The 14,740-nt window shown below is 48.8% G+C and carries 12 protein-coding genes; 8 read left to right on the top strand and 4 right to left on the bottom strand.

The genetic code is table 11. The features are described from left to right. Nucleotides 1-22: 22 nt before the first annotated feature. The 3 genes from ACJJII_RS09465 to ACJJII_RS09475 all read left to right on the top strand — a co-directional run bounded on the left by ACJJII_RS09465 (nucleotide 23) and on the right by ACJJII_RS09475 (nucleotide 5,336). Nucleotides 23-1,186, top strand: a complete 1,164-nt coding sequence (locus tag ACJJII_RS09465) for an efflux RND transporter periplasmic adaptor subunit (protein ID WP_444914783.1) — start codon at nucleotides 23-25, stop codon at nucleotides 1,184-1,186. Then, entirely contained in the window at nucleotides 1,183-4,332 is a 3,150-nt protein-coding gene (locus ACJJII_RS09470) for an efflux RND transporter permease subunit (protein WP_444918971.1), read from the top strand. The genes ACJJII_RS09465 and ACJJII_RS09470 overlap by 4 nt, the downstream gene beginning before the upstream one ends. 83 nt (nucleotides 4,333-4,415) lie before the next feature. Continuing rightward, a complete protein-coding gene (locus ACJJII_RS09475) occupies nucleotides 4,416-5,336 on the top strand; it encodes a phosphoribulokinase (protein ID WP_444918972.1) in 921 nt (306 codons plus the stop codon). A gap of 70 nt (nucleotides 5,337-5,406) precedes the next feature. On the opposite strand, the gene ACJJII_RS09480 is transcribed toward ACJJII_RS09475, so the two are convergent. After that, nucleotides 5,407-6,327 (bottom strand): hypothetical protein, encoded by a 921-nt coding sequence (locus ACJJII_RS09480; protein ID WP_444918973.1) that lies wholly within the window; start codon nucleotides 6,325-6,327, stop codon nucleotides 5,407-5,409. A gap of 1,184 nt (nucleotides 6,328-7,511) precedes the next feature. Continuing rightward, nucleotides 7,512-7,916, bottom strand: coding sequence for a hypothetical protein (locus ACJJII_RS09485; RefSeq protein ID WP_282934304.1), 405 nt, complete (start codon nucleotides 7,914-7,916; stop codon nucleotides 7,512-7,514). Between the two features lie 272 nt (nucleotides 7,917-8,188). On the opposite strand from ACJJII_RS09485, the gene ACJJII_RS09490 reads away from it, so the two are divergent. Both ACJJII_RS09490 and ACJJII_RS09495 read left to right on the top strand, forming a co-directional pair. Then, nucleotides 8,189-8,641 carry a methylglyoxal synthase gene (locus ACJJII_RS09490; RefSeq protein ID WP_413664359.1) on the top strand — a complete coding sequence of 151 codons (453 nt, stop codon included), beginning with the start codon at nucleotides 8,189-8,191 and terminating at the stop codon, nucleotides 8,639-8,641. Between the two features lie 185 nt (nucleotides 8,642-8,826). After that, nucleotides 8,827-9,252: an ExbD/TolR family protein gene (locus tag ACJJII_RS09495; protein WP_413664360.1), complete on the top strand. Its 426-nt coding sequence runs from the start codon at nucleotides 8,827-8,829 to the stop codon at nucleotides 9,250-9,252. Nucleotides 9,253-9,376: 124 nt separating this feature from the next. Here the strand turns inward: ACJJII_RS09495 and ACJJII_RS09500 are convergent, their stop codons facing one another. Then, nucleotides 9,377-10,159 (bottom strand): tryptophan 2,3-dioxygenase, encoded by a 783-nt coding sequence (locus ACJJII_RS09500; RefSeq protein WP_413664361.1) that lies wholly within the window; start codon nucleotides 10,157-10,159, stop codon nucleotides 9,377-9,379. 129 nt (nucleotides 10,160-10,288) lie between these two features. On the opposite strand from ACJJII_RS09500, the gene ACJJII_RS09505 reads away from it, so the two are divergent. From ACJJII_RS09505 to ACJJII_RS09515, 3 genes are all read left to right on the top strand, one after another. Further along, on the top strand, nucleotides 10,289-11,536 hold the full coding sequence (locus ACJJII_RS09505; RefSeq protein WP_444918974.1) for a Zn-dependent hydrolase: 1,248 nt from the start codon (nucleotides 10,289-10,291) through the stop codon (nucleotides 11,534-11,536). 88 nt (nucleotides 11,537-11,624) lie between these two features. Then, nucleotides 11,625-12,545 (top strand): dimethylarginine dimethylaminohydrolase family protein, encoded by a 921-nt coding sequence (locus tag ACJJII_RS09510; protein WP_444918975.1) that lies wholly within the window; start codon nucleotides 11,625-11,627, stop codon nucleotides 12,543-12,545. 215 nt (nucleotides 12,546-12,760) lie between these two features. Further along, the gene (locus ACJJII_RS09515; protein ID WP_444892773.1) at nucleotides 12,761-13,540 is read left to right on the top strand and encodes an enoyl-CoA hydratase; all 780 of its coding nucleotides are present in this window, start codon (nucleotides 12,761-12,763) and stop codon (nucleotides 13,538-13,540) included. A gap of 45 nt (nucleotides 13,541-13,585) precedes the next feature. On the opposite strand, the gene glpQ is transcribed toward ACJJII_RS09515, so the two are convergent. Continuing rightward, nucleotides 13,586-14,674, bottom strand: coding sequence for a glycerophosphodiester phosphodiesterase (gene glpQ / locus ACJJII_RS09520; RefSeq protein WP_413664365.1), 1,089 nt, complete (start codon nucleotides 14,672-14,674; stop codon nucleotides 13,586-13,588). Nucleotides 14,675-14,740: the final 66 nt, after the last annotated feature.

A 14,740-nucleotide genomic window follows, 5' to 3' on the forward strand; every position in this document is an offset into this window, starting at 1 on the left:
CTGGTCAAGGCGCAATTACCGAATGGCAATTATTGTTTCGGTGATCGCTATTTTATGGCTGCTGAGTGGGCAGTTATTCTCCGGTGCAGAGGATGAGCAGTCAGAATCTAAAGAGGTAACTGCCAAGAAGCCAGAGCCTGAATTGCGAATTCAAGCCCAAATCATTGAGTCCAGCCCATACGCCACTCAGATACTAGTGAATGGGCGCACTGAGGCTAACCGGCATGTACGTCTGCGCGCTGAACTGGATGGCATTATTGCTGCACTTCCAGTTGCGGAAGGGCAGACAGTTAGACAAGGGGATGTCATTTGCGAAATCGAGGCTGAAGATCGTATTGAGCAACTGGCATTAGCTGAAGCGGCAAAACGCAAAGCAGAAATAGACTTTGCCGGTGCCGAGAAACTTAAGAAAAAAGGACTGCAGTCGGATACCGCAATGGCCCAGCAGCAAGTTGAGCTTGCCCGAACCAAGGCGGAGTACACACGTGCCAAAGTGACGGTAGAGAAACTACAAATTCGTGCACCATTTGCTGGAGTAGTGAATAGCCGAGCGGTGGAGCTGGGGGATTTTATTCGCCGGGGAGAGGAATGCGCGACCATTCTTGACTTGGATCCCATCCTAATTGTTGGCGAAGTTTCAGAGGATCAAGTGGGGAGCCTTGTTGAGGGCGGGCCGGCGAGAGCCCAATTACAAAGAGGACTGTTAGTAGACGGATACCTTCGTTATATCAGTCAACAGGCGCAGGAAATTACTCGGGCTTACCGAGTGGAGGTAGCAGTAGATAATCCAGGTAATCAACTTCCCGGAGGCTTGAGTGGTCAGCTGGTCCTCCCGACCGGTGAAATTACGGCCCACCATATTAATGCATCTCTACTCACGCTGGATGATAGCGGTGAATTGGGGGTGCGGACTCTCAATGATAAAAACCGAGTGCAATTTATTAATGTTTCACTGGTTGGGGATGGTGATGGCGGCGTCTGGGTTTCTGGACTGCCCGACACAGTGACTCTGATTACTGTGGGACAAGAATATGTCACTACGGGAGATTTGGTTCGTGCAGAAATACTGAAAACTGGGGAGGAGTTTTCCCGGGAGAACCAAGCGAAGGAAGCTTCCCCACTAGATTCCGCTGAGGTGACTCCGGTATCCGAAACTTCAGTGATTCCCGAGGGGGATTCGCGATGAAGCTGTTGGAAAGCGCTATTCAAAGAAATCGCAGTACAATATGCCTGATGCTGCTGATTGTTTTAATTGGCGTAGTTGCTCGCGCAGCGATGACAATTGAATCAAGCCCTGAGGTGAACCCTCCATTTGTAATTGTACAGGTCACTCACGAGGGAATTTCCCCAGAGGATGGTGTACGCCTGTTGGTCCGCCCTCTGGAGAAGGAAATTCGTGCGGTAGAAGGGGTTGTCGAGGTGATTGCTGTCGCCCGGGAATCCCTTGCATATATCGTGATTGAATTTGACTCTGCCATTGGTGTAGATGATGCCGTCGATGATATTCGCAATGCTGTAGAGCGGGCCAGGGCTGAGCTGCCCCGGGATGCCGACGAGCCCACTGTGGAGGAAGTATCCGCTCAACCTTTCCCTACCATCGTCGTTACCCTATCCGGCGAGCAAGTGAATGAACGGGTTTTACTGCGCTCGGCTGAATTGCTTAAGCGGAAGATAGAGAGTATCCCTGAGGTGCTAGGTGCAGATCTCCACGGTAATAGGGAGGAGGTCGTTGAGGCAGTGATTGATCCGGTGCGACTGGAACACTATCAAATTACCAGTGCGGAGTTAATCAACGCGGTATTGGGGAACAATCTGTTAATTCCTGCAGGGGAGCTGGAAACCAATCGGGGCCGTTTTTCAGTGAAAGTCCCAGGGTTGATTGAGACCGCTCAGGATGTTTATGAAATTCCGCTCAAGAAGTCACGCGATGGGGTTGTGACCTTGGGTGCTGTTACAGATATTCGCAGAACCTTCAAGGATGCAGTGAGCTACACCAGTATCAATGGTCGTCCGGGGCTCGCTATTAATGTTGAAAAGCGCAACGATGCCAGTTCTGTCGATGTCGCAGATCGAGTCCGGGAAGTGGTTCAGGCTGAATTTGGTGTTTTGCCACAGGGAATTACGGTTGAGTTTGTTTTTGACCAATCTGATTTTGCACGGGATATGGTCAGTGAGATGCAGGGAAACATCCTGACCGCGATGCTATTGGTAATGATTATTGTCGTTGCCGCGCTCGGCTTTCGCTCGGGAATTCTGGTGGGACTGGGAGTGCCCTTCTCTTTGCTGTTTGGTTCCATCATCACCTGGTATCTGGGTTATTCGTTTAACTTTATGGTGATGTTCGGAATGTTGCTGGCCCTCGGTATGTTAATTGATGGCTCCATTGTGATTACCGAGTTTGCCGATCGGAAAATGGCTGAAGGCTTGTCAGCAAGGGAGTCCTATATTGCATCAGTCAGTCGGATGTTCTGGCCGGTAGTTGCCTCAACGGCGACTACCCTTGCAGCATTTTTGCCGATTATGCTGTGGCCTGGAGTGGTGGGAGACTTCATGCGTTACCTGCCCGTTACAGTATTTGCAGTATTGGCGGGGTCACTCTTGTACGCCCTGTTTTTTGCTCCTGTGCTGGGTTCACTGTTTGGCAAAAGCGCAATGGATGCCTCTACTCGTAACTACCTGAGTCAGTTAGAGGATGGCTTACCTCGAGCCCTGCCTGGAATTACTGGCTGGTATGCGCGTATTCTTGAGAAAGTTCTGCAGCGCCCATTGGGTGGGTTCTTAACCACTATTGCCATTCTGGTTGCCATCTTTATTGGCTTTGTCAATTTTGGTGCGGGTGTTGAATTTTTCACGGATACGGAAGAGCAATACGGCAATGTAGAAATTAGGGCCCAGGGCAATTTGTCCATGGAGGAGAAAAAAGCCCTGGTGGTGCAAGTGGAAAGAGCCGTGCTTAGTGTGCCTGAGGTCCGAATAGCTCACACTACTATTGGTTCTGGCGGAATTTCTGGAAATTCTGATCGTTCCCCAGATCAAATCGCCAATATGTTAGTGGAGCTTTATCCCGCAGAGGAACGCGAGCGACGGAGCCGCGACATTTTTGCCGATATCCGTTCCCGCACCTCAGATTTTGCCGGAATTAAAGTAACCGCAAATGTAATGGAGGGAGGACCGCCGGTAGGCAAGGATATTGTTCTGGAGTTGCGCAGTCAGAACTATGAGCAGCTACTGCTGGAAACCTGGAGACTACACCGTGCAATGGAGGAAATTGGCGGGTTGCGAGATATTGTAAACACCGCGCCACTACCTGGCATCGAGTGGGAAGTGAAAGTTGATCGAGCCAAGGCTGCTCTATATGGTGCCGATCTAACTGAAGTTGGCAGGGCGGTGCAGTTGGTTACCAATGGCGTCCGGGTTGCAGAATATCGACCCGATGATACAGATGAAGAAGTAGATATACGTATCAGGTACCCCAGAAGTGCCAGAGGTATAGCCGCGCTCGATCAGCTAAAAGTTAATACCGTGCAAGGTACCGTTCCGATTAGCAGTTTTGTGCACACAGAAGCCATGCCCAAGGTCGATAAGATTGAGCGAATCGACGGAATTACTCGCATGCAAATCAAGGCTGATGCGCAAGAGGGGGTTCTGCCGGATGACAAAGTGAAGGAAATAAGGAAGTGGTTGCAGAGTAATCCGGTGGATAACCGGGTTGAGCTGCTATTCCGTGGGGCGGATGAGGAGCAGAATGAGTCTTTTCAATTCCTCGGCATAGCCTTTCTCCTGGCTCTGTTTTTAATGTTTATCCTGTTAGTAACACAGTTCAACAGCTTCTATCAGTCTTTATTAGTACTTTCATCTGTGATTATGTCCACTTTGGGGGTGATGTTTGGTCTGCTAATAACACAAAGCACCTTCAGTGTGATTATGACTGGAGTGGGTATTGTGGCGCTGGCTGGAATCGTGGTGAACAATAATATTGTACTGATAGATACCTATAATTTCGTGCGTAAGAATGAGCCGAGCCTCACACCAACGGAAGCAGCAGTAAAGGCATCGACACAGAGGCTGAGACCGGTCTTTTTGACAACGGCAACAACTATCCTCGGGTTGTTGCCCCTGGCGCTAGGCGTCAGTGTGGATATGGTCGGACGCAATATTGTTGTCGATGGAGTGATAGCCTCTTTTTGGGTGAAGCTAGCCAGTGCAATTGTTTACGGGCTTACCTTTTCCACTTTGCTGACGTTATTGGTTACACCCATTATGTTAGTACTACCGGGCCGCTCCAAGAAGAGGGGTAATCCAGAGGGGGTTATTGAGTCGGTAACGAGTTAGTGACGGCTATATAAGTACTGTAATCATACTTAGTGATCACAAAATTCGGGGGCTTAGGCCCCCGTTTTTATAGCGGGAAATTTATGAATAAGGCTAAATGGCCAAATGAAGTTTTAGAGCGTAGTGGACAGCTTAAGGAGAGTTTATCGGGGCCTTTTAAGGAGCTGTTGCGTGAGCACCAATTACCATGCGATTTCCTCCAGGTACTCGAACAAATTTTTCTTCCCCTCGGAGTTTGGGTACTGACTCGCCATAAGCGCAGTAATCCATTATTAATTGGGGTTAGCGGGGGGCAGGGTACCGGCAAGTCGACCCTGGCAGATGTGTGGCAATGTATTTACCAGGCGATGGGCTATCGCTGCTGTGTTTTGTCTCTGGATGATATCTATTTAACGCTGGAACAGCGCCGCAAGCTGGCTACACAGGTACACCCTTTACTCGAAACTCGTGGTGTGCCGGGAACCCATGATATCGGCTTGGGAATTAGCACGCTCAAGGCCCTGTGTGCAGCCAATACTGATTCCGCTATCGCATTACCTAGGTTTGATAAAGGACGTGATGATCGGATCCCTGAGCACTTGTGGCCCGTATTCAAGGGGCAAGTTGATGTTGTTATCTTCGAAGGATGGTGCCTAGGGGCCAGGCCTTCAGAAGGGTATGAAGGATCGCTCAATGAACTGGAGTGCAGGGAAGATAGTACTGGCGAATGGCGAAATTATGTTAATCAACAGTTGGAAAGTTCTTATCGAGATCTTTTTTCGCTTATCGATGTATGGGTGATGCTCAAAGCGCCGAGTATGGAATGTATCGTTGAGTGGCGTAAGTTACAGGAACATAAACTCAGGGTTCGCTCCGGAATGGGGATGACAGATCAACAAATTGTTCAGTTTGTACAACACTACGAAAGAGTGACGCGGAGCTTACTAGAGGATATGCCGGGCTGGGCAGATTGTGTTATTGAGTTGGGGGAGGACCATCAGGTGAAGGGCTTGCGGATGCAGTAAGGTCGGTTTAAACCCTGGCGAGGCCAGGGTTTAAACTAACTGAATAAATCAGTTTCGCTTAAGCGCTGGCTTACTTAGCCTTGGGCGGACGACCGCGACCGCGCTTTACAGGAGCAGCTTCAGTTGCTGCTGCGGCGGCTGTGGCTTCTGCTTTTTTGGGGCGCCCTGGCTTTTTCTTAGCGGCTTCCGCTTTTGCTGGGCGACCGGGCTTCTTTTGTGCGGATTCTGCCTTAGGTGGGCGGCCACGACCGCGTTTTACAGGAGCAGCATCAGTTGTTGCGGCGGCTGCGGTCTCTGCTTTCTTGGGGCGGCCGGGCTTTTTCTTAGCGGCTTCAGTTTTTGCTGGGCGACCGGGCTTCTTTTTGGCTTCAGTGGCGTCTTTTTTGGGACGGCCAGGCTTTTTCTTAGCTTCTTCGGTCTTAGCGGGACGACCAGGCTTCTTCTTGGCTTCTTCAGTTTTAGCTGGGCGGCCGGGCTTTTTCTTAGCTGCGGTGGCTTTCTTCTTGTCAGCAGCAGCGGCTTTTTTAGCGGCAGCAGCAGTTTTCTTCGCTTCGGCAGCGGCTTTTTTCTTTTCAGCAGCGGCCAGTTTCTTAGCTACAGCAGCTTCTTCTTTAGCGACGATCTTAGCTACCTGAGAAGCCAGCTTGTTGGCGGCTTTGATTTCAGCCAGTGCATCTTTGGCTTCAGTTGCGGCAGTTTTGGCTTCAGTTGCAGCAGTTTTAGCTGCAGCGGCGGCTTCACGTGCTTTTTTCAGCTGTTGCTGTTGAGCAGCAGTCTTTTTCTTAGCTCTAACAGTCGCTACTTTATCTTGAGTAGTTTTTGCTTTAGCGGCAGCCTTCTTGGCACTGTTTGCCAATTTCTCGGCTTTGACAGTCAGGTCTTTTTCCTGCTTAAGGCGGGCAGTTTCCAGTTTAGCGGTAAGGGAGCGTAGCTCCGCTTCCATTTTTGCGACGTCGCTGGTAGCGACTTGAGCAGCTTTTTTAGTAGCCATTTAAATATCCCTGCAAAATGAATTGTTTTAGTAAGTGGGGGCATTCCTATCAATTATTCTCAGCCATCTTTAACGGAATTAGGCACCGTCCAAGATGAATGTTTTCGGCAGAAAACAATTGATAGTGAGTCCCCCCAAGCTAGCGGCGCTAATTGCAGCTTATTTGTATACCTAATTGCAAGTCCTTTAGATGGTTTTTTTCTATTTAATGTAAAAAAAATGGCTTTTTTTTACATATTTTTCAATTGGGGGCCGTTTGAACTGTGTTTTTGATCTTTTTGGGAACTTGAAAGCACTCATTACTGGTGATTCTTTAACTTCAATATTCTTTGTATCAAGTCAGTATCAGTGGCGTTAAATAGTTGAGTAATTTTGTAAGCTTTATGAACCTGTTGGTTTAGTTGTTTTGGCTTTTATAGTTGGATTTTGATAGTGGCAGATAGTTTCTGTTCATCAATTAACAGAGATCCGGATTAACAAAACTTAACTGCGAGCTTTTGCCTGCGTCAATTAGCGGGCAACCTCCATAGCTGGTTGTGTAACCTTGCGTATTGAAGTGTGATATTCAAATTGCGGAAAGTTGGCAAGTGTCAAGATGTCAGAGACAGCTTGAGTCCTATTGCCGTACCCTGGTATTTAGTAAGGAATTAAAAACTGGGGGAGAACTCACACTCATGTACGGGATCTAGTGCCGCGTATATAAGTACCAACCGGTTGGGGTATTTGGGGTCTTGGCTGCCGGGATCTGCCATTACTGCTGCGAGGTTTACTTTTACACGGCGGAAAGTAAACCAGTGATAAATCTAGTTATAACCATGTATATAATGGGACGGAACTGTATTAGTTTGTGCTCTTCGGTCGAGGTCTTTTTCATTACCGAGAAAGCGAGCGCTTGGTCTCCAGTCATTTGTTTTGCTATCACGTGACATCCCTGCTAGTCATAAAAGGAGTAGAGGGCAGTTATTCAGAGGCAAGTAATACCAGAAGCTATTTGAATGCAGTCCTGATTATCCGTACGTTGATCAACAATCTTAATGATATTTTTATGGGCAATGCTTCTGCTTTGGAGTGGCTGCTCTTACCAAAGGCAACCTTATGAGTTTTGCAATGGGAGAGGGGGAGAGGACTGACCCAGTAACAGAATATCTCTGTCACTGGGGTGATATGGAGTCAATCGTGTAGCTTTATAGTGGCCCGTAGGGCAAATAACGATTGTTGGAATTCTGGCGAATCCATAACAGTTGTTCTTTTGTTAATGGCGTCGAGCGTTGCTTGAGTACTTTGGCGAGGGGAATTACTGCAGACTCAGCGCCGGCGTCCCAGCCTGGCAGATTCATTTCTGCCAAGGTAAAGAAGCGGATCAATTGCCATAGCTGGGCACTGTTCCAATGTTCGCTCTCTTCAATCCAGTGTTGGAAGGGAAGGCGAATAAGTGTGGAGGGTACTTTTTCAAACGCTCCTACTGATTCTGTAAAAGGTTTATCTGACTCTGCAATTTCGATAAGTCTGAGCAACTGCTCCCGGTTGAATTCTTCACTGGTTTCATTTTGTGGGCCACTTACCTGTGGCTCCCAGGCTCCTACGCTCATACTTACTCCTTATAAAGGTCCGGTTTCTTGCTGTTGCATTATAGCGAGGGGGGCTGTGTTCAGGGGGATCTTACTCTAGATAACAATGAATAAAGAGGTCTTTGAATTAATCCACATTACTTCTTCGAATCTAATGAATCGTTTTGTAGTAATTTTGGAAGTCTTTATAAAGGAGTTGGGTTGCGATAACAGGGACTAAACCTACGGGAAAATCAAATCTGTCGGTGCTTATTTGAGATACTATAGAAGAGATTCTTGATATTGAGGTTCAAATGGAATTTATTGCTAAAGCACTGCCGGCGACAAAGCGAGTGGCTCTGGTAGCCCATGACAACCGTAAAGACGCCATGATTCAGTGGTGTCTCAGACATCACAATCTGCTCAAACGACACCAGTTATTGGCTACGGGGACTACTGGTGGAAAAATTGAAGATGCGACGGGTTTAAGTGTCGAAAAGCTCTTAAGTGGCCCTCTGGGAGGTGATCAGCAGCTCGGAGCGAGGATTAGCGAGGGGCAGGTGGACTTACTGATATTCTTCTGGGACCCCTTTGAGCCCATGCCCCATGACCCGGACGTCAAGGCACTACTGCGTATTGCTGCAGCGTGGAATATCCCAGTGGCTTGCAACCAGAGCAGTGCAGATATGGTGGTACAGTCACCATTGATGGACCAATCCTTCGAGCATGAGGTGCCTGACTATCACAGCTATCTAGCAGGACGTTAGTCGGAATTTTTGCTTAAAATTTGATCTTTTCTGTCGGCTCGATTCTGTAACTTATTGATTTTTAAAGTTTATTTATCTCTGTTATCGCTCGCACTTGCAATGCTTGCGAAATCGCGGCAATCTTGCCCACCAGATTAGACCGGTCAATCCGGCACCCCTGATATTTGAAAATTGCACGGTGTTTTATGAGTAGACGACGCGGAAAGGCCGTAGAAGAAGAAAAGGCAGATATCGACCTGACGCCCATGTTGGACGTTGTGTTTATCATGTTGATCTTCTTTATCGTGACTGCTTCATTTGTTAAAGAGAAGGCGCTGGATGTGAATGTGCCTGATCCGAATGAGACCAGCAATGCTGAGCCAGATCCTACCAAGCAGAATATTCTGTTGATGGTTAGCGCAAATGATGAAATCACCATGGCGGATGGCAGCCGTATTGACAGCCGTGCTGTACGGGCCCGTATCGCCCAAATGTATGCGGAGAACCCGCAGGCAATGGTGATTGTGCGTGCACACAACAAGTCTAGTGCGGATACTTACGTACAGATTGCGGATGCCGCGAAGGAAGTGAGCCTGGGTATTCAGGTCTCCCTGGTACCTTACGAGGACTAAGTTCCCAGTGAGTTACCCGCGCTTAAAAAGCCAGCATATTGCTGGCTTTTTTCATTTGTGAATTATGGTTTTGAACTGGTCACAAATTGGGGGTACTCAAGTACCCCTCAAATGAAATCCGATATCAAAATTCTGAACGAATTGCCCAGAGGTCAGGGAAAACCGGTCTAAATAGGGTTCCCTGTAAATAACCTACCCCGCTCGATCCACCAGTCCCCATTTTCCTGCCAATTGTTCGCTCGACCATTTTTACATGTCGGTAACGCCACTGTTGTAACGAAGTATCGATGTCCACCAAAGCCTCACAGATTTCACTTACCAGTGGATCATTGCGATAGATATCGATCAGTATTTTCTGGACGGCTGAAGAAGGCTCCGCAACTTGGCTAAAATCTCTTTCAAGCTCATTAGCGGGTACCTTATGCCCCTCGTGAACCAAAAAATTTAGGAAAGCATCCCAAAGGGTCGGCGCCTCAAGGCGCTTCATCAAGCGCTGGTAGTGCTCTGAGCCAGGGGTATAGTTTTCCAGTTTTTTCGGGTCCTTGGCGCCGTAAAGAAATTCCAACTCGCGAAACTGGTACGACTGAAAACCACTAGCCGTGGATAGTCGATCGCGGAAAGACATAAACTCCAGTGGGGTTAGGGTTTCCAGGATATCGACCTGCTGAATCAAAGTACGATAAATCGTGTCGACACGTTTAAGTGTATGCAATGCGCGATTGCGTTCACCTGCGTTGAACAGTCGCACCAGGAAATCCAGTTCATGCAACATTTGCTTGAACCAGAGCTCGTAGCTTTGATGAATAGTAATGAAAAGTAGTTCGTCGTGCTCGGGACCATCGGAAAGGGGTTTCTGGCACTGCAAAAGCTCGTCTACTTTTAGGTAAGAGCTATAAGTTATTGTCATAGTCAGCTGCTTCCTGAGTGTGTTTTGACCAGTTACAAAATAATGCTCTCTTTAGCCGGTGTGGATCAAAACAAAAATTACGGCAAAGTGATTTATATTGGACCCATTATAAAGCCCGGAGCTCTTTGAATGGAAAACCCAGCGCAAAACCTACGTGTCAATGGCTCTCGCCTTTGGGATAGCCTGATGGAAATTGCTGAGATAGGCGCGACCCCAGCGGGCGGATGCAATCGACAAGCCCTGACAGATGAAGACCGTGAAGGGCGCGACCTTTTCGTGCGCTGGTGCCGAGATATAGGCTGTGAGGTCAGAGTGGACCAGATGGGCAACATTTTTGCCCGCCGACCGGGAGCAGATAACAGCTTGCCTGCGGTAGTGACTGGTTCTCATTTGGATACCCAGCCCACGGGTGGCAAATTTGACGGTGTATATGGCGTACTTGCCGGCCTGGAAGTTCTGCGCACTCTAGAGGATCAAGGTATCAGGACCAAGGCCCCATTAGAGGTGGTTGTATGGACTAATGAAGAGGGTGCGCGCTTCTCTCCTGCAATGGTGGGCTCCGGGGTTTGGGCTGGCGAATTTAGCTTGGAGTATGGGCACAGCCGCGCGGATAAGTCGGGCATCACCATCGGTGAAGAGTTGGAGCGGATCGGTTATCTCGGTACTGAGCCCGCTCAGCCGAGGGCTATTAAGGCTTCATTTGAAGCGCATATCGAGCAGGGTCCGATCCTCGAAAAACAGGATCAGGTAATTGGTGTTGTCACCGGTGTACAGGGTATTCGCTGGTATGACGTAACTTTTTACGGAACGCCTTGCCATGCGGGTCCAACTCCGATGGAGGACCGCCGTGATCCGGTCCAGGCAATGTCCATTCTGTGCGAGCGCATGTATCGCGAAGTCCGGGAGTATTCAGAAGATGCGCGTATGACCTGTGGGGATTTAAGGGCGGCGCCGGGCAGCCGAAATACAGTGCCCGAAGAGGTTGTGCTGGCATTGGACCTCCGTCACCCGTTACCTGAAGGGTTAAACCATCTGCATAAAGCCTTGTATAAGGCGGCTGAAAAAGTACAGGAAGAGACAGGTACCAGAGTCGATATTCGGGAAGAGTGGTACTCACCTCCAGTCGCCTTTGATAAACATTGCATTGATTCGGTTAGCAGTGCTGTGCAGACCTTGGGATATAGCAATCGCAAGATGGTCTCAGGTGCTGGGCACGATTCCGTATATGTTTCCCGAGTTGCCCCTGTCTCTATGATCTTTGTGCCCTGTGAAGGAGGGCTGTCGCATAATGAAGCGGAATCGGCGGAGCCGGATCATCTTGAGGCGGGTTGTAATGTGTTGCTCCACGCAATGCTAAACAGTGCGGAGCAGGCTTAAGTAGCGGTAAAACAAGTGCTTCTGTCAACTGTCGGCGTTGCACTGTCTTTGTTTTGGCATAGTTGATAACAAGTTGGAATTTAGGCGAATGAGTAATTTTACTTTGAAGCACCGTCAGGATAACGGCGGTACGGCACCCCTGAGTGAATGGGGGATGGATTCAGAATACGGTGTACTGAGGGATGTTCTAATTGGGCCTGTAGATAACTTCAGTTGGCGCACTGGTAATGCGAGTGCGCGACGTGCCGAGCGCCTCGGAATGAAGTTTGATCACAAGGTGGCGATCGCACAGCATAGAGAGATGCTCGATGCTTACCGCCACGCAGGAGTGAATACGCACCTAATTCCAGCGGACAGCACATTGCCCTACCAAATTTACGGTCGCGATTCTTCGGTAATGACCCCTTGGGGGCCTATCGTGACACAGATGTTCAGCCCTTGGCGCCGTGGTGAGTGGGCGCCCATAGTGAAGAAATATGCAGAGCTGGATATCCCTATTTACGACATTATCACCGCAGGCTCTCTGGAGGGCGGTGATTTTATGGTGTTAGAGCCCGGCGTTATTCTGTGTGGCTACTCCGGCGAACGCACCAGCCCGCAGGGATTTGAGCAGATGAAAAGTTGGGTGGAAAAAGAGGGCTGGGAAGTTAAAGGCTACCAGTTCGATCCGTTCTTCCTGCATATTGATGTGATGGTAGCCATGCTTGCGGAAAAGCTGGCAGCAATTTGTGTTGATGCTGTTGAGCCGGAGCTGGTGCAGTGGTTTAAAAGCCGAAATATAGAGATTATCGATATTCCCTTCCCGCAGGTATTGGAGCTTGGAGTGAATGTCGTTGCCCTGGGGAATGATCGAGTGATGCTACCTAAGGCCAATACCGGACTGGCGGAGAAGTGCCGCGCACATGGTTTGGAAGTTATAGACCCAGATATTTCTATGATCACTCCGGGGGGCGGTGGCGTTCATTGCATGTGCCAACCTCTGCGCCGGGACTCAGCCAATAAAGTTTGATTACTGTTGCTGGTTATCTAGAGGGCCCGGTCACTGGTGACCGGGTTAATCCCGTCAACGAAAGTGGTTGATTAGGAACTCGAACCTCTGGGAGTAGCGGTTAATATGAATCTCCTAAATAGATGGCCTACAGCGGATTAAAAGTGGCTTCCGTTGGGGTTCCATAATTAGGCTACTGAGAGTAGCCCAATCTACTTCTTACCCCGGAGAACAATATGCAAAGCGAATGCGCTGAAATTCAGGCTCAGCTTAAGGACCGCATCCTCGAGATTACGATTAATCGACCCGGGCGCAAAAATGCCCTGACTATGGCCATGTATACCGCGATGGCAGGGTTATTGAATAGCGCAGCTACAAACCCGGATGTTCGCGTCGCGATTATTACCGGTGCTGAGGGCATATTCACCAGTGGTAACGACCTGACAGATTTCCTGGGCGGCTCTGCCGAAGGGGAGGAGTCTCCGGTTTTCCAGTTTATGAGTGCTCTCTACCACTTCCCTAAGCCGGTAGTTGCAGCCGTTAATGGCCCCGCAGTAGGTATTGGTACAACCATGCTGTTGCATTGCGACCTGTCTTTTGCTGGAGACGACGCCATGTTCCAGATGCCATTTGTGGACCTGGGGCTGTGTCCAGAGTATGGCTCCAGCTACTTGTTGCCCAGGATCGCCGGCCATGCCAAAGCTTCTGAACTGTTATTGTTGAGCAAGCGTTTTAGTGCTCAGGAAGCCGTTGAGATTGGTATCTGTAATGCCGCAGTGGCGCCAGAACAGGCCATAGTTCGCGCACGTGAAGCCGCAGCTGAGTTAGCGAGGAAAGCTCCGGCTGCCCTCCGTTTAACTAAACAGCTTTTGCGCAGAGCAACTCAAGAGAAAGGGTTAGAGTTTATTCAAGACGAAGGCCGTTACTTTAAGGAGCGCCTCGCCTCTGATGAGTTTAAAGAGGCTGCTATGGCCTTTATGGAGAAGAGACCAGCGGACTTCTCCAAGTTTGATTAAGTAAAAAAAGGCCGCACTATGCGGCCTTTTTTCTGATTTCATTGTTTAACGATCCCTATGTCCCCGGGAAAGATAGTTAACGGCTCTGTCGGGGTGGTCGGTAAAGAGACCGTCAATGCGCAGCTGATAAACAGCGAAATGCAGGAAGTCCTCGAAGCTTTCAAATTCTTCGGGAACCTTGCCTGTATCCGCGCGGAAGGTATAGGGGTGAACTTCTAGCTGTCTGCGGTGTGCCCGGCGGACAACACTGTTAGCTCTTGGTTGGCCATCCGTTACTTCCATTAACATAGGATACCAGGGGCCAATCCCATCTGCGTAGGTGGCGATTTTGCGCAAGCCCCCCTGTTGCAGCATCCAGTCATAATTGTACTTTTCAATTTCTCCATTCACTTCGACCAATTTTTCCCCCCAGTCGGTAGCGGCGATCAATTGAACTAATGATAGATCCATCCCCATGGAGGGCATCAGCTCAAATTTAACTCGCTGGAGCTCTTCTGCGTCAAAGCATTGGAAAAAAACTTTGTGATCGCGATCGGTATAGCCGTATTTCTTGAGTGATTGCAAGGCTATAGAGGCAATATCTTTTCCTTCCCAGTGATGGAAGTAGGGTTTTTTAATCTCCGGGTAGATGCCAATATCGTAGCCCAGGGATCGGTTAAGCCCCTGGATCAATTCCAGTTCTTCCTCAAAGGTGGACAGCTTAAAGCTAGATTTCCATATTGGAAATCTCTCAGGGTATTTTGCTTGAAGTCCATCCTCACTATCTATGAAGGGCTCTGATACCTGAAGCTGCTTAAGTTCGCTCAGGGTAAAATCGATAGTGTAAAAGTGACCATCATCACGAGCGCGCTGGGGAAAAACGTCGGCGACATTAGTTACACTATCTAGATAAATATCGTGCATTACGATCAAGTGATCATCTTTGCTGAGTACCAAGTCTTGCTCGATATAGTCTGGACGCATAGCGTAAGCCAGCGCTTTGGATTCGAGGGTGTGTTCAGGTAGGTAGGCAGAGGCACCTCTATGAGCTACCACAATAGTTTGTTTATTTCTCTGATCAAAGTTGTCCGCGCAGGTTAGTGTTGCGGCTACAGAAAAGCCAATCAACACTACTGATAGAAGGTTTTTTAACATGTGATAAAGGCCCGTGATGAATTGTGGGGCACTTTCTAGCAGAGAAATATGACAGGGATATAACTG

The organism is Microbulbifer maximicatervae (SeqCode), from assembly GCF_052467825.1.